The sequence below is a fragment of the Pseudoalteromonas sp. NFXS53 genome (assembly GCF_056629255.1).
Genome location: NZ_JBWVBR010000025.1, coordinates 36,052 through 53,407 on the forward strand (window position 1 = coordinate 36,052; position 17,356 = coordinate 53,407).

At 42.5% G+C, this 17,356-nt stretch carries 15 protein-coding genes; 8 read left to right on the plus strand and 7 right to left on the minus strand.

All coding sequences use genetic code 11. From position 1 onward, the window contains the following. Positions 1-14: 14 nt before the first annotated feature. Positions 15-944, minus strand: a complete 930-nt coding sequence (locus AC1HJP_RS19705) for an SPFH domain-containing protein (protein WP_349285321.1) — start codon at positions 942-944, stop codon at positions 15-17. An 80-nt stretch (positions 945-1,024) separates the two neighbouring features. Beyond that, positions 1,025-3,319 carry a penicillin acylase family protein gene (locus tag AC1HJP_RS19710; protein WP_480363232.1) on the minus strand — a complete coding sequence of 765 codons (2,295 nt, stop codon included), beginning with the start codon at positions 3,317-3,319 and terminating at the stop codon, positions 1,025-1,027. A 213-nt stretch (positions 3,320-3,532) separates the two neighbouring features. On the opposite strand from AC1HJP_RS19710, the gene AC1HJP_RS19715 reads away from it, so the two are divergent. Further along, entirely contained in the window at positions 3,533-4,153 is a 621-nt protein-coding gene (locus tag AC1HJP_RS19715) for a YceH family protein (protein WP_480363233.1), read from the plus strand. Between the two features lie 87 nt (positions 4,154-4,240). Beyond that, positions 4,241-5,077: an ammonia-dependent NAD(+) synthetase gene (gene nadE / locus AC1HJP_RS19720; RefSeq protein WP_480363234.1), complete on the plus strand. Its 837-nt coding sequence runs from the start codon at positions 4,241-4,243 to the stop codon at positions 5,075-5,077. Positions 5,078-5,127: 50 nt separating this feature from the next. Here the strand turns inward: nadE and AC1HJP_RS19725 are convergent, their stop codons facing one another. Then, positions 5,128-6,015: a sulfite exporter TauE/SafE family protein gene (locus AC1HJP_RS19725; RefSeq protein ID WP_480363235.1), complete on the minus strand. Its 888-nt coding sequence runs from the start codon at positions 6,013-6,015 to the stop codon at positions 5,128-5,130. A 165-nt stretch (positions 6,016-6,180) separates the two neighbouring features. On the opposite strand from AC1HJP_RS19725, the gene folM reads away from it, so the two are divergent. From folM to folX, 3 genes are read left to right on the plus strand one after another with little or no spacing between them, the layout of a single operon-like run. Further along, positions 6,181-6,888, plus strand: coding sequence for a dihydromonapterin reductase (gene folM / locus AC1HJP_RS19730; protein WP_480363236.1), 708 nt, complete (start codon positions 6,181-6,183; stop codon positions 6,886-6,888). Positions 6,889-6,899: 11 nt separating this feature from the next. Then, on the plus strand, positions 6,900-7,454 hold the full coding sequence (gene folE, locus AC1HJP_RS19735) for a GTP cyclohydrolase I FolE (protein ID WP_058028330.1): 555 nt from the start codon (positions 6,900-6,902) through the stop codon (positions 7,452-7,454). Positions 7,455-7,464: 10 nt separating this feature from the next. Next, positions 7,465-7,827: a dihydroneopterin triphosphate 2'-epimerase gene (gene folX, locus AC1HJP_RS19740; protein ID WP_349285316.1), complete on the plus strand. Its 363-nt coding sequence runs from the start codon at positions 7,465-7,467 to the stop codon at positions 7,825-7,827. Positions 7,828-7,849: 22 nt separating this feature from the next. Here folX and AC1HJP_RS19745 read toward each other — a convergent pair whose 3' ends face one another. After that, positions 7,850-8,287 carry a YqaA family protein gene (locus AC1HJP_RS19745; RefSeq protein ID WP_480363237.1) on the minus strand — a complete coding sequence of 146 codons (438 nt, stop codon included), beginning with the start codon at positions 8,285-8,287 and terminating at the stop codon, positions 7,850-7,852. Between the two features lie 149 nt (positions 8,288-8,436). On the opposite strand from AC1HJP_RS19745, the gene AC1HJP_RS19750 reads away from it, so the two are divergent. Both AC1HJP_RS19750 and AC1HJP_RS19755 read left to right on the plus strand, forming a co-directional pair. After that, entirely contained in the window at positions 8,437-8,940 is a 504-nt protein-coding gene (locus AC1HJP_RS19750; RefSeq protein WP_480363238.1) for a TlpA family protein disulfide reductase, read from the plus strand. Positions 8,941-9,004: 64 nt separating this feature from the next. Continuing rightward, positions 9,005-9,466: a DUF2721 domain-containing protein gene (locus AC1HJP_RS19755; RefSeq protein ID WP_421965705.1), complete on the plus strand. Its 462-nt coding sequence runs from the start codon at positions 9,005-9,007 to the stop codon at positions 9,464-9,466. A gap of 334 nt (positions 9,467-9,800) precedes the next feature. Here AC1HJP_RS19755 and AC1HJP_RS19760 read toward each other — a convergent pair whose 3' ends face one another. Beyond that, positions 9,801-13,982, minus strand: a complete 4,182-nt coding sequence (locus tag AC1HJP_RS19760) for a S8 family serine peptidase (RefSeq protein ID WP_480363239.1) — start codon at positions 13,980-13,982, stop codon at positions 9,801-9,803. Between the two features lie 327 nt (positions 13,983-14,309). Here AC1HJP_RS19760 and AC1HJP_RS19765 point away from each other — a divergent pair, with 327 nt between their 5' ends. Continuing rightward, a complete protein-coding gene (locus AC1HJP_RS19765) occupies positions 14,310-14,762 on the plus strand; it encodes a c-type cytochrome (protein WP_475163894.1) in 453 nt (150 codons plus the stop codon). Between the two features lie 51 nt (positions 14,763-14,813). Here AC1HJP_RS19765 and AC1HJP_RS19770 read toward each other — a convergent pair whose 3' ends face one another. Together AC1HJP_RS19770 and AC1HJP_RS19775 are read right to left on the minus strand one after the other, a co-directional pair. Beyond that, a complete protein-coding gene (locus tag AC1HJP_RS19770) occupies positions 14,814-16,043 on the minus strand; it encodes a hypothetical protein (protein ID WP_480363240.1) in 1,230 nt (409 codons plus the stop codon). Further along, the gene (locus tag AC1HJP_RS19775; protein WP_480363241.1) at positions 16,036-16,689 is read right to left on the minus strand and encodes a methylamine utilization protein; all 654 of its coding nucleotides are present in this window, start codon (positions 16,687-16,689) and stop codon (positions 16,036-16,038) included. Before AC1HJP_RS19775 ends, AC1HJP_RS19770 begins: the two co-directional genes overlap by 8 nt. Between the last annotated feature and the right edge of the window lie 667 nt (positions 16,690-17,356).

Here is a 17,356-nt window from a genome sequence, read left to right on the forward strand (position 1 = left end):
ATACACAAAAAGAGTTAGTTCTTCTTATTCATATTCCAAAGCACGCTTTGCCCTTCGCCCATCATGGTTGTTGGCATCTGGCCATTCCATTGCTGGGCACGCATATAATCAACTAGGGTTGCGTTATTCTTAATCGCTTCAGCTTTTTTCAGTATTGCCTCGGCTTCTGCTAAACCTTTTAATTTAATGGCTTCAGCTTCGGCTTGGGCTTCTACTTTAATTGCGTATGCTTGGCCGTCCGCTTTTGCTTTGGCCGCATCACGTTGTGCCAGTGCCGTATTCACTTCACGCTGCGCTTCTAACTTTTGACGCTCTAAACGGTGCTTTTCGGCTGCCGCAAGGTTCTTTTCTGTTTGCTTGGTTTCAATAGACTGAATGTACTTTTGCGGAAGCTCTAAGTTTTCGATTTGCGCCGAGTCTAATTTCACCGGATAGTCTTTCATTTCTTCCAGTAGTAACTCTTCGATACGAGCAATGACCTGAGAGCGATTTTGAATAAGCTCTTCGGCTTTATAGCGTGCTAAAGCATCTTTCGTTGCTGAGCGAAGTTTAGGGTCGAGAATACGGTTCTCAAATTGCGTTAAGCCACCATAACTTTTAAATAAGTCGAACGCTTCTGCACGGATCACCGTCCAGTTAATTGATACCTCTGCAGTTACTGGCATTTGTTCATGAGTCGCGGCACGTAATTTCTCGACATTTTTGCGTGTACGGATCTCCAACATCTCAACACTATCGACAATGGGTACCTTAGTGTGCAGACCCGGGTTAACTTGCTCGGTCGCTTCACCAAAGCGTTTGATAATACCCACATGCCCTTCGTCAACGGTATAAAACGCACCATTCGCAACAATCAGCAAACCGATTGCCGCCGCTGCACCACCAAACAAGCCCTTTTTCTTAAAAAAGTTGGTGCTGATGTCAGGTAAGTTATTGTGTTCCATGCTTCACCTTTTTTAATTTTCGTCCAGTACTGTGCCTATTTATAACACAATAAAGAGATAAAAATATAACCCCTCACTGTTTATGGCTGTGGTGTGAACGTGATTTCATGAGTTAAAACTTGTGGCAATAACGGCGTATTATCGCCATCTGCATACTCATCAAAGCCACTGCGATAGAAAGGTGAAAGTGGGTGACCACTTTGTCCACCAGCCACAGTCATAATGGCTTTTTCTAACTCACCCGGTTGCACAATAAAACGCTGTGACGCACCAAATTCAGGTCGCTGGACCGCAGGCATATAGCTATCGCCAAAGCCGTCGTATTTGGGCATATTTAAGAAGTGACTCAATATCGGCAGTTGCTTGCTAAACGGATGTTGAATTTGTAATGCATTCACTTCACCCCATTTCCATGCGGCCATATTTGGTCCAAACTCTGCGGCCAACTTTTGCTTGGCTTGTTCGTAAGCTGCCAGTTGCAGCGCTTGCCAGTTATCATGCCCATGTAACCAAGATTCTGGTTGGGCATTGCTCAATTGCCAAAGCGCCGGTTCTAAATAATTTTTCAATGCGCTTAAACTGCTACCTGACTTTTTCATGTTACGCTCAACCGACACAAACACAGTATCAATGAGGCTATCGCGATAATAGCGCACTAAGGTGTAGCCCACTGACTCAGCACACGCGCATTGCTGCCAATCATCTAGCCAGCTTAAGTCAATTTGATACTTAAACTGAGTTTCGGTGTCTTGTCGTAGTAACGCCGATAATTGCTTATGCCATGGCGTTAAGAAACGCGCTTCATTATCGAGCTGAATGGTATAAAAATCTTTTTCACTAAATTGTGACTTCTCTAATAATCGATCTCTGATCTGCGCTGAACGCGCACCCAAAGCATAACCGCCATCACCAAAACGCTGATGGGCAACAGCCGAGACCACACGAGCGTTACCCGTCCAAAGTTTACCACTTTGCGGATTCACTACTTGTGGGCGCTGCACTTCATTAAATTGCCAAAGCTTGGCGTAGTGCTCACTTGGTTGTGCTATGTCTGCTGGGTTCGTTCTAGCAGGAACTGCACCCATTGGTTTCCACGCAGCATTACCTTGGTCGTCTACCACCATTAAATTTTGTACTGGAATACCCACATGCGGGGCCAGTGCGACGGCTTCTTCAACCGATTTCGTGCGTTCAAACCTAAGTAACTCTAAGTTTACTGCATAAGACTGGTGCGCCACCCAGCTTAATGCATATTGCTCACCCTGAATGTCTTTCACCGGGCCGTAATCAGACATGGTCAGCTCATACACCGCATGCTCACCGTTTGGTAATGCAATACGCTCGTTTACTTGCCATGTTTTGTCTTGCTCTGTTAGGGCTACCCAATCCGCGGTATCTAAATAACCGTTGGTGAAGCCCCATGCAATATGATCATTACTACCAACTACAACGGCTGGCGTGCCCGGTAACGTCACCCCGGTGACCTGGTATTTTTCGCCTTGGTGACGGTAGTTTAATTGCGCGCGATACCAAATTGATGGCACATTCAAACCCAAATGCATGTCATCTGACAGCATGGCTTTTCCGGTTTTGGTTAACGTGCCGGTTACCGCCCAGTTGTTACTGCCATAGTGGTCTTGCTCTTTAATATGGGTTACTTGTGATATTGCTTCACGGCTAATCGGCTCAGGAATAGCAACTCGCCCTTGTGGCAGTTTTGAGCCATCGAGTGCCGCCTGGTACTGACTCGGCTGCAAGATGAACTCGCGCATTTGCTCACCGTACAGCTTATCTAAATGAATTAATGCTTCATCTCTAAAATAGGTGCCAGCTTGTAAATCGAGATACATGCTAAAGATCACCAGCAAGCTATCTTCGCTTAACCAAGGTTTTGCCTCTGCGCCACTTAATAGGTATTCAAAGCTAGCTATGCCTGCTTGACTTCTACCTTCGTTAACCCCTTGCGTGTAAGATGCCAGTAGTTGCTGATCAGCTTCGGGTAATAATTTAAGAGTTTCTTGGCTGCGAGCACGCAACTGGTGAAAGCGCATTTTCTTATCAAGTTCGAGCGCGCCTTTGCCAAATAACTCACTTAACTCTCCCGCAGCGTTGCGGCGTAATAAATCCATTTGGAAGAAGCGATCTTGACCATGAGCAAAACCCAACGCATAAGCGGCATCTTGCCGGGTTTTCGCAGTGATGACTGCTTGCCCCAATGTATCTCTTGCCAGTGTGACGGGCTTAGAAATAGCATCAGAAGAGCCTTTACCGTCTAATGCCGGTAGGCTGAGCGATAACAAGCCATATAAACCTGCGGTAAGAATTAAAATGAGGATCAACAACCCAGATAATCCACGCTTGAGCCAACTTAACATTGCGGTGTCTCCTTGTGCTTTATTATTTTTATACTAGCCATAAATAAGTGACGCTATTGTGTCAGCGAAACTGCATTATGTTCATGTTATACCCAGCTTTTCAATCTTGTCCCTCTCTGATAGCCAACTAAATCAAATCTTTAACTATTCTTACTGGTATATTAATTCGCCTTAACGTACATTTGAGAAATAGCCTAATTAAGGAGCTTGGCGATGGAATTAAATCAAATTGAACAACGTATTATTGGTGTGTTGCTAGAAAAAGAAGTCACTACCCCTGACCAATATCCTCTATCTTTAAATTCTCTGGCGACGGGTTGCAATCAAAAGTCGAATCGTGAGCCGGTTTTAGAGTTAAGCGAAGCTGAAGTCTTAGATGCCGTTGATGGTTTAATTGCTAAAAGAATAGTAGTTCGAGATGAAGCTGTTTCGGGTCGAGTCGATAAATACCGCCATCGTTTCTGCAATACCGAATTCGGCGATTTACAGTTTAACGAACAACAGCTTGCGGTTGTGTGCGTATTGCTATTGCGAGGCCCACAAACTCCCGGCGAGCTTCGCAGTCGTACCAACCGCCTAGCGAACTTTGCTCAGGTCTGTGAAGTTGAACAAGTATTACAAGATCTCCAACAGCAAAGTCTTGTTCAGCAACTACCAAGACAGCCGGGTAAACGCGAAAGCCGTTATCAACACCTGTTTATATCTAGCACAGAAGCGGAACTGGCCAGTGCAGGGGCCGAGCCATTGGCGGAGTCAGACTTAAACAGCTTATTAGAAGAAGTGCAGCAACTTAAGCAAGAATTAGCCAAGATAAAACAGCATTTAGGACTTTAAATGTAAGAAATAGCGCTTTAAATTCAGCAAATATCACAACATAATAGAGCTTGCACTCAATAAACCAGAACTCACAGAGGAATCATCATGCGCCAAGCCATTTTAGCCGAAATGCGCGTTCAGCCTAATATAGAAGTCGACTTTGAAATCACCCGTCGCGTTAACTTCATCAAACAACGTCTTGTCAGTGCACATTGTAAGTCACTGGTGTTGGGTATTAGTGGTGGTGTAGATTCTTCAACTTGTGGTCGCTTATGCCAGCTTGCCGTTGACGAGCTTAATAACGAGTTAAACACCACTGAGTATCAATTTATTGCGATGCGCTTACCTTACGGCGTGCAAGCGGATGAAGACGAAGCGCAATTAGCTCTTGAGTTTATCAAACCAAGCAAGCGTCTAACTGTGAATATTAAGGATGCGGCAGATGCATTGCATGCTCAAGCTCTACTGGCCATGTCTGATAGCGATACCGCTTTACCTAGTGACAACCATGTGGACTTTGTAAAAGGTAATGTGAAAGCTCGTCAGCGTATGGTTGCGCAATATGAGATTGCCGGTCTTACTCAAGGTTTAGTGGTTGGTACTGATCACAGCGCTGAGAACATTACTGGCTTCTATACTAAGTTTGGTGACGGTGCCTGTGACCTTGCGCCATTGTTTGGCCTATCTAAACGCCAAGTTCGCGCATTAGCCAGCAAGCTTGGCGCTCCAGCTGCCTTAGTAGAAAAAGCACCGACAGCCGACCTTGAATGTGATAAGCCAGGTCTAAAAGACGAAGATGCGTTAGGTTTAAGCTACGAGCAAATTGATGACTTCTTGGAAGGTAAAGACGTAGACGCTGAAGTCGCTGACAAGCTGATTGCGATTTACCTACGCACGCAGCATAAGCGCCAGCCTATTCCTACGGTTTACGACGAAGTATAAGTAACCTGAGCTCAGGTAAGTTCGTTTTTTAGGCAATAAAGAAAATTAGGTTATGAGCTAACTAGCTCATAACCTGTCATACCCGCCTCAAGCACAATTAAACTCAGTAAAAACATCACCACATAACCCACTTTTACTTTCGCACATACATATGCTCCAAGAGGCGCGCCAATCACCACCACAGGAATAGCGGCAAGCAAGTAGCTATGAATTTCCGGCGTGATCTGCTGTAAATAAACCACATTGATAAGACTGCCGATCACTGAGGTGAACGCCATCACTAATACCGACGTCGCGGTCGCTTTTTTCACATCAGCTTTATAGCAAAGCAATAACAGCGCAAATAATGCAATATCTGCACCTGAGCCCACCAAGCCACTGGCAAGCCCGCCAATAAAAGCCACCAGCATTAAGCGCTGTTGATGCGGGTGAATGTCATCAATACTTTGCTCATGGTGGGCTTTGCGCCACCACCTAACCAGCATGGTCACAGCAAAGCACAGCAGCAACACACTAAATACCGACTTAACCCACAACCTAGGCACAACAGGGGCAACATACAATAAACTTAAAATCACACCCAGTGATGCCATTGGCAGTGCAAGCAGCACCACATTGCGATAATAAGGAATGCCTCGACAGATAATAGTTAAACTCGCAGCCGTCATGCCAAAGCTTTGTATCGCCAAAGAAAACACTTTAGATGTGGCCGGTTCAATATCAAGCACCTTGGTCATGATCGGAAACGCCACCGCACCACCTCCCAAGGCTGTGCCACCTGCTACAAAAGACCCTAACGCCATGGTTAAGGCAATCTCAAATTCTTGATAAACCTGCATCAACGCAGGCTTTGCGCCTTGTAACAATAACAAGGTGGCATAAACTCCGGCAGTAAACCAAAACGGCCAAACTGACTTTTGCGTAACTCTTGCTAACATCCGACCTCCATAGACAACGCTGTCAATTATACCCAAGTTGTATACTTTAAGTTCACATTTTTAGGAGCGTTAATTTAAGCCGATGCAAGCGCTTGATCGATAAAAATAAAAAAAGCGTATACACTGGTTAAATAGAAAAAATTTAACAATCAAGATAGGTCTTATATGACAGCACCCATACTTATTACCGGTGGCGCCCAGCGCATTGGCTTAGCACTCACAGAACACTTTGTTGCTCAAGCCCAACCCGTAATAATGACTTATCGCACCCGTCATGCATGTATTGATGAACTCGAAGCCCAAGGCGTTACTTGTATTCAATGTGACTTTGATAAGCCCGACGCCGTTACCGAATTGGTCAATCAAGTAACCTCGATCACTCCCAGCCTTCATGCTGTGATCCACAACGCATCAAGCTGGGATTGTGAAGCCAGTTGTGACGACTATGCCAACTTATTTGACCGCATGATGCATATTCATGCCAAAGTCCCTTACTTATTAAATATGGCGCTAAGCCCGCTGTTACAAAACTCTGATGACATTACCGATATCATTCACCTAACCGATTATGTGGTTGAGACAGGCAGTCCGAAACATATTGCCTATGCAGCAAGCAAAGCGGCTTTAGACAACTTAACTAAGTCTTTCTCCGCGAAGTTTGCACCGCGTATTAAAGTGAACTCTATCGCGCCGAGTTTGATCATTTTCAACGATCATGACGACGACGCTTATAAAGCAAAAACATTAAAAAAATCCCTGATGGGCATCGAGCCTGGCTGCCGTGAGATCATTAATAGCGTTGAGCTATTATTAAGCAGTAACTACATCACAGGCCGCACCCTAGCAGTTGATGGCGGACGCCACTTAAAATAAAGAGACAGATTATGCATGACGATTTAAAGAAAAGTTATCACGAAATCTTAACTGCGGTAGGTGAAAACCCAGAGCGAGAAGGTTTGTTAGACACCCCAAAACGCGCCGCCAAAGCAATGGAGTTTTTAACCAAAGGCTATCGTGAAACTCTAGATGAGATCACCAATAATGCCGTGTTTAGCTCAGATGCCGATGACATGGTGCTGATTCAAGATATCGAGCTTTATTCAATGTGTGAGCACCACTTGCTTCCTTTTGTAGGTAAGTGCCATATTGCTTATATTCCAAATGGTAAAGTACTCGGCCTATCTAAATTTGCACGTATTGTTGATATGTTCGCGCGTCGCTTTCAGATTCAAGAGCAGCTTACTCACCAAATCGCTAAAGCCGTTGAAGAAGTGACGGGCGCGAAAGGCGTCGGTGTCATTGTTGAAGCAAAACACATGTGCATGATGATGCGCGGTGTTGAAAAACAAAACTCAAAAATGCGCACTTCAGTGATGCTGGGCAACTTTAGGCACGACCCTAAAACTCGTAATGAGTTTTTACAGCTAGTAAAAAACTAAGGAGCAGTGAATGCAAAACGCGATCATTAATATCACCAATTTGAGACTACGTACTTATATTGGTTTTAACCAAGAAGAGCGTGAGAAAAAGCAAGATGTGGTATTGAACATTGAAATTCATTATCCTGCTGACAGCGCCTGTATCAACGGTGATATTGTAGAACATGCGCTTAACTATAAAACCATCACCAAGGCGGTAATAAGCCAAGTCGAAACAGGCCACTTTTTACTGCTAGAAAAGCTGGTTGCTGACATATTAGAGATTTGTCACGAACATGAATCGGTCACTTATGCAAAAGTGCGTGTCGATAAACCGCATGCGCTGCGCTTCGCTGATTCAGTCTCTTTGACTTTAGATTGGCGTAAAAGTTAACAGTTATTCAATTCAAGTGCGGCTATATCAGCCGCTCTATACCTAATGCGATCGCAATAATAAAACCATAACGCAACGCTTTACCGATACTCACCAGTAACACAAACAATGACAACCTAACTTTAAAGACCCCACCCAATAACGTGAGTGGATCTCCAACCACTGGCAGCCAAGCAAACAGCAGGCTATACACGCCATATTTATCAAACACCCGTTGCCCTTTTGCAATTTGCTCCGCATTAATCGGGAACCAGCGCCTATCTTGAAACGCCATCATTTTTAAGCCCAGCCAATAATTGACGCAACTACCCAATACATTACCCACAGTCGCAGACAACCAAAGTAACCAGAGTAACCCTTGCTGTTTGACCACCAGCCCTGAAAGCACCACTTCAGACGAACCGGGTAATAGCGTGGCTGATAAGAATGCCGAGGCAAACAGACTAAGATAAATCCACATTCAATAAAGCGTTCATGTCATCACATATAGCGTTGCATTATCCTATCAAATAGCGGTTAATGTAAGCGCGAAAACCGAGTAACTAACCTGACCTCAGGTTAATTACTTACTCGTTGCTGATAATAAAATAACAACAAGGATTTAGCCTCATGTTCGAATACTTTAAAAAGAGCGTGTTAATTGCATCAATTGCACTGACTTTAAACGGCTGCGCCGCCACCCAAAGCATTGAGCCTCACCCTAAGGGATATGAAACCTACGTGGTGCAAGGTGATGATTTTAAACACACCCGTTTTACCGATATTAACGGTAAGCCAGTCACCTTAAATGATAAAAAGAAATTGGTTATCTTATTTGCAACTTGGTGCTCTGACTCAAAACGCACGCTGCGTGAGCTAAAAGCTTCACCGCTCATTACCAATCAGGATATACAAATTATCGGTATTGGCCGCGAAGAAAATACTGAATCAATGGCTAAGTTCAATCAAGAATTTGAGTTACCTTTTGCCCTAATTGCAGATCCAGAACGCGTCATTTATCAACACTACGCAAATAAGGGCATTCCACGTTTAATCTTATTAGACGAACAAAATAAAGTAGTGAAAACATTGATTGGCGAACAAGCCAATGTGATTGAGAAAGTCATTTGGTAATGAGTTAAAAGCATCAAATAGCCAATCGCTGATTTACACTAAACGCTCTCAATAAAGAGGTTATATGTCACAAGATCCAGTTCACATTCTAACAATTGCTAAAGTTATTCAAACTGCGGTTGCGCCGGTTTTCTTAATTACAGGTATTGCCGCAACGCTTGGCGTTTTATCTAACCGTTTAGCGCGTATTACTGACAGAGCAAGACTGTTAGACAGAAAACTGAATAACAACCAAGACGACTCCCTAGCATCCTCACTCACACAAGAAATGCGCGCGTTATTAAAACGCTCTCGCTGTATTCATATCGCTTTTAGTATGAGTGTGCTCAGCGCCCTACTTGTCTGTGCCGTGGTGATGATGATGTTTATCTCGCATCTATACACTATGCCGCTAAGTGTCACTATTTCTAGTTGTTTTATCGGTGCGATGATTTTATTGATTGGCGCATTTTTAGCGCTGCTAGCCGAAGTATTTTTAGCGACTCGCAGTATGCGCAGAGGCATGATTTTTAAAGATATTCAATAATACCAACCCTCAATAATACTCAATCATTTTGAGGGACTAAAACTAACGCTAACTTCGTTGAAAATTTCTTATTTAGAACAACTAAATAGCAAAATTTCCGCCTCGTTATCGACTAGTTTTTCTTGCCTCAAAATAGACCGCTTAATTAAGAGGATTGGTATAACGAGTTGACGAAAATAATCCCTCTCACTGAATGGAGTCACATTCGGTAGCACCGACTTTATGTCGGGTTTAGAGAATTGATGAGTTTAAAAATACAATAAAAAAACCCAGTCAAATTAAAGACTGGGTTTTTTAGTAATTAGCTGAGATTCAGGCAGCTAATCTATTTGCATTACTTCTGCTTACGGCGACGAAGTGCTGCAAATGGTGCTGCTAAAAGTGCTAACCAAGCTAGTGAACCACTTGAGCCACTAGATACATCTACAGGTTCAACTTTGTTTACTTTAACTTCAACTGTTTCAGCATCTGAACGGTTACCGTGCGCATCAACAGCGGTTACTGTGAAAGTAATCTTACGATCATATTCATAGTCTAGAGCTGACGTAGTTAAGATATTACCTTGCGCATTTACTTCTAGCAGAGTAGTACCAGATACTTCAAATCCAATTACACCATTGTCTCTATCAGTGAATTGTAGTTGACCCACTTGATAACCAACTCTTACATTTTCTTGTACTGTAAACTGTTGTCCCGCAGCGATCGTCGCAACGTTTTCAATAATCGTAATTGCAACATTCGTGCTTTCAGACTTATTACCATCAGTATCAACCGCAACTACTTCAAGCATTACTTCTGCACCTTGGCTTAAGTCAAATTCACCTTTAACTGTGATTGTGCCATCAGTGTCGATTGCAAATGCATCAGAGCCTGATACTTCAAAGCTTTCAAGATTGTCATCTTGGTCCATAACAGAAAGCTTACCGACAATAGTGCCAATTGCTACATTTTCACTCACTTCAAATGCTTGATCAGCCGCAATCATTGGTGTTTTCTCTGAAACTGTATCCACCGCATTTTGAACACTGATATAAATTGACGCCTCTTCAGATACGTTACCTGCAACATCAATAGCAACCACTTTCAGTTCAACTTCAGTGACGCCTTGGTCGTAATCTAATAGAGCAGCATTCGATACAACAATCTCACCACCTTTAGTGATGTTAATACCTTCGTTAGACTGGCTACGTACAAAGTACTCAGATAGCTCTAGAACACCTTCTTGCTCAACCAGTGAAAGCTGACCAATCACTGTACCATCTGTAATATCTTCACTAATGTCATAAGACATCGATTCAATCGCTAATGGTGTAATTCTACTTTGCTCATCAAGCACTGCTTGATCAACGACAGCAACTGCTTTTTGTAAGTCAGAACGACTTAGTACAAATGCGCCTTCACTTTCAATCGTTACTTTACCACCTGCAACAATCATATTTACGTCTTCGCCTTCCATGTCTTCCATAGAAACACGAGCAGATTGATAAGTCACAGTGCCACTTACAACATCAGTCGTTAGTAATGGACCACCTAGGTACCAACCGTTATCAGGACCAACCGTTGCTGAAATACGAATGTTTTGACCTACAGGGCTTTGAACTGTCGGCGTACCATCGATATCAACAGTTTGATCACCTAAACCAACATAGTCATCACATGCAGAATAAGTAATTGAGTCAGAGCCAACCTCATGGTGCACATCTACCCAGTATGCCCAACCAATTGAACCATCTTCACGTACAAAGCCAGATACACCTCGAACATTACCATCAACGCTACTACCATCGCGGTTACCATCTGTCCAGTTATAAATTACCCAATCATCAATACCATCATTGTTAGTATCAAAATGGAAGCCAAAATCGCCTTGTCTTAGATGTTGCACAGAATCACGTAATTGCATTGTCGCTGTGATCATACGACCAGAAGGACAACTTGTGATACCACCGTATACGTTCATCGACGTAGACACAATGTCCATAGTAAGCGAATGATCCGGCTCTTGAGATACAATTAAATTGTCTGCATTTAGCTCAATATCCTTTGCGCTTGTGTTGTGTACAACTAGCTGCTTTTTACCTTCAATGAATTCATAACCCATCTCAAGTGCTTCAACCGCTTTAGGCATAGCATGGAATACTAGGTGTAAATCATGATCTTCACTAGAAGCAATGTCATTGAAGATGATCGCACCATCAAATTCAGCTGCTGTTAGGGCATCACGACGCTGTTGGTATTCAGCAGAACGACGAGCATTAAATTCTGCGTCCGTTTCTCCAGACATGCGCGCCATTGAAGTACTCTTCAACGTCCACTCATTCAGCTTGGCAGGATCAATATTTAGCGTTGCATCAAATGTAACTGTTTGACCAGCTGGTACTGTCACTTCCTCAGGAAGGTCCCAAGAAAATGCACCTGTTTTACTGTCATCTTCATAGCGAGCTTCAGCGCGAAGGCTGTAAGTTTTCGCTTCAGAAGAGAAGTTCTTCACTTGTACTGTCTTTGTGTAAGATGATGGTTCAGATACTGATAGTAAACCAAATGAAAGTGCAGCTTGGTTGGTATCAAAGTCTGCATGATGTACCCACGCAGCAACCGGAGATTCGATTGCTTTATTTACATCTACTAGACCCGCACCAATGCGGCTGATTGGCGCTAACTTCGCATCTTCATTTAGCGCTAACGCTTCTTCATAAACGTTCAGGTCAGCAGTATTCATTAATACAGCTTTTACTTCTTCAGCATTCATGTATGGACGTGCATCACGTACCAGCGCTACTGCACCTGCAACGATAGGGCCAGAGAATGAAGTACCTGAGTTTTTCATTGTTGACGTGCCAATCGCTGCTGGATCACTTTCAACTGAGCCTGGTTTTGCAAGTACAATTTCAGAGCCTGGAGCTGTAATTTCTGGCTTTAATAAGCCATCCATTGAAGGACCACGAGATGAGAAACCAGCTACTGCATTACCTGCAATATTTGTTTCTTCAATATCCACAGTAAGGTCAAACGCTCGACCATTTGCAATCGCATCTTTAACAACTTGACCATCTTCAAGTGATAACATGAACGAACGGATAGTAACTGCTTCCGCACCTGGTGATGCTGCCATCCCGAATGCACCGTCATTTGCCTTGTTATTTACAACAATAACAAAACTTGCACCCGCTTTTTGAGCGTTAAGTACTTTGTCAGAGAAACCACAACCACCTCGATCTACCAGAACAACTTTACCGGTAAAATCTGTGCCTTCAGCAAACTCTTCACAGGCAATTTGGTTTGCTTCTGGATAGATAAACTCTTTACCTTCACTTGTGAAGCTTAGTGGCCCTTGTTCGCCAAATGATGCTGTACCAAATGCCACAGCACTACCATTTAACGATGCTTCCCTTTTTGAAGTCACAATCTGCTCAACCGGGTGAGTCATTGCACCAACTGAAAGCGCATTTGGTGTTGTACTTGGACCGCCAACGATGAATGGATGATCCGCATCGTTACCTGCAGAAATAACTAAGTTAGTGCCTAGTTTAACTGCTTTGTGAATTAGGTATTGCGTACCACTTTGCGTGTGCGTTGAACCATAATCACCACCTAGTGACATGTTAATTACATCAACACGGTCATTAATGTTGCCGTCGCCATTTGGATCCATTGCTTTTTCAAGCGCTAAGATTTGCGCTGCACCTGTACAACCTTGCGAGCGGTCACCACACACTGTATATGCGTATAGCTCAACACCTGGCGCGATACCTGTTACCGAGTGCGCTACATTAGTACCGTGGTTTGTCGCACTTGGCGTGCCTGTTGTGCTGTCAAAGCGAGGGTCATTTTCAATCGGGTCCGCATCACCTCGAAATGCATCATAACCGCCAACAACTTGGCCCTGTGGCCATGTTACTGAAGTTTGGTCAGCCGCAGCAGCACTATAAGCTTCAAGTGTACCTTCACCACCTAAAATTTTGTGCGTGTAATCAATACCTGTATCTAGTACAGCCACTGATTGTGAACTACCTGTAAAGCCTTTTTCTGTATTAACAATATCAGCTGAAATATATTTGTTAACATCTGCAACCTGAATTTCGTTATCAAGTACAGGTAAAATTTTCTCAACTAATGGGTGGCTCTGAAGTGACTCAAGTGCAACCTCATCCGCATCAACAATCAAAGTCGCTGCTAAGATCTTTGTCTTGGCGATCACTTTTGCACCAGGGTCGAAGCTTGAAAGCGTTGATAAAACCTGTGCTTGCACTTCTTCAATCGAAATTGCAGCCTGCTGCGCTGCAGCTACTGAGTATCGACCTTGATCTAATAAATCAGACGCACTTTCTGCTTTCAAAACAACCATGTAAGCATTTACTTCATGCTTTTGCTCAGCTTTAAACTCTTGTACGTTTTGAAGCAAGCTTTGACGATGCTCCAATAATGCTTTTGTATCGATTGCAGATGCATTTGCTGCAAACAAAACGCCTGATACAGCCGATGCAACAGCTGTGGCTTTGATAAATTGATTAGACATAACTACCCTTCATTCTTATTTTGTAAGTGGACACAATTTCTTAAATGTTTCCATTGCGACAACAATACATTAATCCAAGCAAAACATTTATAGGTACACTGGTAACAAGTAGAGCAAAGAGACTAACACCGACCAAAAATTCTCAATATTTCATAAACTTAAATAACGACATAAAATGGTAAATAAACGTAAACAAAACGTTCACAAAGTTAATATGGTTGCACTTTTCAGCATTTTTGAACATCTTTGACCACTCATCATGTTCGACTTGCGTTTTTATGTTGTTTTACGTAAAAAGAATGGATTCTAATTTTTTTGGGGCAAATCATGAAAAAGACTCTTCTTTTAGCAGCAGCTTTAGTTGGTGCATTTTCTTTACAAGCAAATGCACAATCTATGTTTGAAAAACCAGAAGACGCGATTGAATATCGCAAAGCAACCTTTCAGCTTATTCGTTATCAAATTGGCGATATGGGTGACATGTTAAAAGGTAAAGTACCTTTTGATGCAAAACGCTTTCAGCAGAGAGCTGATAGTGCAGCTGCTCTTTCAAGTATGCCATGGGAAGCATTTACTGCAGATTCACAAAAAGGCGATACCGGCGCTTTACCTGCTATTTGGTCTGACCGTGCAACGTTTGACAAGAAAGCGGAACAATTTGCAAAGTATGCTAAGGCACTTGCTGTAGCAGCTCAATCAGGGGATAAAAAAGAAATCGGCCCTGCATTTAGAAATTGGGCTAAAGGCTGTAAGGATTGCCACAAGTCATTTAAAGACTAATAAAAAGCACGGAATACTTTATTAAATAAGTATTCCGTGCTGCCTTTAAAATTAAAACTTATAACTTAGCGCAACACGCCAAACTTTATCAGTTACATTTAGTGGTAATCCGCTTTTATATCGATAACTCAACCAACTATCTGAATATAACCACTCTATACCAAGCTTCAAGTTATCATTTATAGAACGATTGATATGTAACGTGAGCGCTTGGTTGTCACTGGCATTCAGATCAAATACCCAATGATCCTTATCAACAACCTCAGACTTTTCTAAGCGAGCCGAGAATCGATATGTTTTCCATTTATGGCTTAATAAAACGAACCAGCTACGAAAATCATTATCAACCCCCCTACCTGGGCCCATTGCCGTTGAGCCTGACATTGCTTGCACCAAAAGATGTGTTTGACTAGACAGCTTACTTTTCCAAGCTACTGATAAGAAGCTGGTATCCCAAGCATATTGACCAATTCCTTCATTTATCGCAGCAGGGTCACCATTATTGTCATACCAGTAAACTCTAAGGCTATGCTTTTTCAAATAGTCTAAATGCACACCTGCATAAAAACCAAAGCGACCATCTATTTCATGAAACGGATCTGAGTACTGCCATTGTTTTGCAAGCTGTGGCTTCTGCAATGAATACAGAGATGCAAAACCTATTCGTTCATTTAAATGTGTTTGTCTGTCATGAGGAAGTAAACCTCGCCAAGCAATCAATGTTCCAGCAGGATCATTTCCCTTAAAAACAGCTGTGTGAAAACTTACATCGTACTTGCTTCTAAACCTTCTTGCCGGACGCTTTATCGTAAATTCTGTGCCAATGGCTCTAACTTCCTCACCTAACCAAGCATTCAAAGCAGAATAGTTATATGTATAAGGCGAAGACCAAGCAAACCCCGTGTTTTCAAGAGACATTTTTGGATAAAAAGCACCAATTTTAGCTGATACTTGATACCCCTTAGCAATAGGTTGATACTGAAGATAGGCTTCGGTAAAGCCTAAAGTAGCTTTTGGGTTTGGAACATACTGTGCCACACCAAAGAGGGACCAACTATTTGCAAAATCTACTCGGCCAGCTAAAACTGCACGAGATACTGAGAGTTTATCATCGTGTTTACCAAATCGAGTTGTACCCCAGCCATTATCTAACCAACTCACGGAATCAGAGCCCGAGTCATAGCTTAGGTCGAACTTACCCTCTAGTTTTGTTTGAATATTGCTTGCAATAGCAACCGAAGAAAAACTTAAACCTAGCAGTACAAAAATAACTTTATTCATAACCATCACTTTCATCCACTGCGAAGTCGAAAGCTTCTATAAGAGATTGCTTTACTTTATAGGTTTCTTTTTGAGAATGAGAACTAAGCTGCACTTCTATTTGCTCACTTGCCTCTAGCTTTTCAAAACGCTCATGCCAAACATGTAATTGCGCCGAACCTATTTGCGAAGGAGATAACTCTATATTTGCCATACCTTGCGCATCAGTGATCGCATAGAAGCCAGAGTCGACTACTAAGATATATCCCAACATCCAGTCATGAATATTACACCCTAACTCAACAACACCATTATTCTCGAAGACAATCTCTGATTTAGGCGTTTCTTTATATAACTTTAATTCAAATGGTTTTGGCTTCGAAAAGGAGTAAACATGATGCAAAATAGAATCGAGGTTAGGAAATTCAATTTTAGCACCAGTTGGTACAACCAAGATATGGGGTGTAAAAGCTCTATTTTTTTGTCCCATACTATACATATCTGAAACTTGTTCTGCTTTAGGCTTATATAAGTCGCCCTCAAGCCACACCACAGCATTAGTTAAAGGGTTGCCTGCTTTGTCTTTGACTATAACTTCAAATGCCTGAGAGTGTGTTACAAAGCATAAAGCTAAGCTAAAGAGAAACTTCAGTTTGCTGTATTTCATCTAAATGTTCCATATTTTTGAGTGCGTATACCCTTAGTGTATAGCAGCCTCTAGATATATAAGTTAAGCATACACACAGATGACCGAGTTATTTAATTTTATTATTCAATAAAAGTGTAAATATGGTGCAAAGTTAATGACAGCGAGCAAAGCGAGTGCATTTGCTTTGCGCAAGAAAGGTGTAAAAGGCTAGCGACAGTGAACAAAGTGAACCCGCTCTTTTTACGCAAGTATAGTGCGAAAGGTTTATGATAAGCGCGCAGCGCTTACATTCTTTTCGCGCAAGGTGAGATAAACCAGTTTAGCTGGGGTTGAGGCTTTAGTTATTTACGCGTGACAAAAGTGTTTCAGAATGAAGAGAGTAACTACTGTGAAAGTTGCTCATTTCACCTTGCGCTTATGGTGCAAAATTAGCGACTGAGAACGCAGTGAGAGCGCTTCTTTTGCGCAAGTATAGTGCGAAAGGTTTATGACAAGCGCGTAGCGCTTACATTCTTTTCGCGCAAGGTGGACTGAATTAGTTTAACTGAAGTTGAGGGTTTAGTTATTTAGGCGTGTGAAAAGTGTTTAAGAATCAACTGAGTGACTACGGTGAAGTGAACCATTTTATATATTGCAGAGGGACTTAAAGCAAAAAAGCCCGACTCTTTCGAATCGGGCTTTCTCT

Excerpts from the sequence above, each read along its gene's own strand:
- AC1HJP_RS19705 (WP_349285321.1), bottom strand. The coding sequence starts at position 944 with ATGGAACACAATAACTTACCTGACATCAGCACCAACTTTTTTAAGAAA.
- AC1HJP_RS19710 (WP_480363232.1), bottom strand. The coding sequence starts at position 3,319 with ATGTTAAGTTGGCTCAAGCGTGGATTATCTGGGTTGTTGATCCTCATT.
- AC1HJP_RS19715 (WP_480363233.1), top strand. The coding sequence starts at position 3,533 with ATGGAATTAAATCAAATTGAACAACGTATTATTGGTGTGTTGCTAGAA.
- nadE (WP_480363234.1), top strand. The coding sequence starts at position 4,241 with ATGCGCCAAGCCATTTTAGCCGAAATGCGCGTTCAGCCTAATATAGAA.
- AC1HJP_RS19725 (WP_480363235.1), bottom strand. The coding sequence starts at position 6,015 with ATGTTAGCAAGAGTTACGCAAAAGTCAGTTTGGCCGTTTTGGTTTACT.
- folM (WP_480363236.1), top strand. The coding sequence starts at position 6,181 with ATGACAGCACCCATACTTATTACCGGTGGCGCCCAGCGCATTGGCTTA.
- folE (WP_058028330.1), top strand. The coding sequence starts at position 6,900 with ATGCATGACGATTTAAAGAAAAGTTATCACGAAATCTTAACTGCGGTA.
- folX (WP_349285316.1), top strand. The coding sequence starts at position 7,465 with ATGCAAAACGCGATCATTAATATCACCAATTTGAGACTACGTACTTAT.
- AC1HJP_RS19745 (WP_480363237.1), bottom strand. The coding sequence starts at position 8,287 with ATGTGGATTTATCTTAGTCTGTTTGCCTCGGCATTCTTATCAGCCACG.
- AC1HJP_RS19750 (WP_480363238.1), top strand. The coding sequence starts at position 8,437 with ATGTTCGAATACTTTAAAAAGAGCGTGTTAATTGCATCAATTGCACTG.
- AC1HJP_RS19755 (WP_421965705.1), top strand. The coding sequence starts at position 9,005 with ATGTCACAAGATCCAGTTCACATTCTAACAATTGCTAAAGTTATTCAA.
- AC1HJP_RS19760 (WP_480363239.1), bottom strand. The coding sequence starts at position 13,982 with ATGTCTAATCAATTTATCAAAGCCACAGCTGTTGCATCGGCTGTATCA.
- AC1HJP_RS19765 (WP_475163894.1), top strand. The coding sequence starts at position 14,310 with ATGAAAAAGACTCTTCTTTTAGCAGCAGCTTTAGTTGGTGCATTTTCT.
- AC1HJP_RS19770 (WP_480363240.1), bottom strand. The coding sequence starts at position 16,043 with ATGAATAAAGTTATTTTTGTACTGCTAGGTTTAAGTTTTTCTTCGGTT.
- AC1HJP_RS19775 (WP_480363241.1), bottom strand. The coding sequence starts at position 16,689 with ATGAAATACAGCAAACTGAAGTTTCTCTTTAGCTTAGCTTTATGCTTT.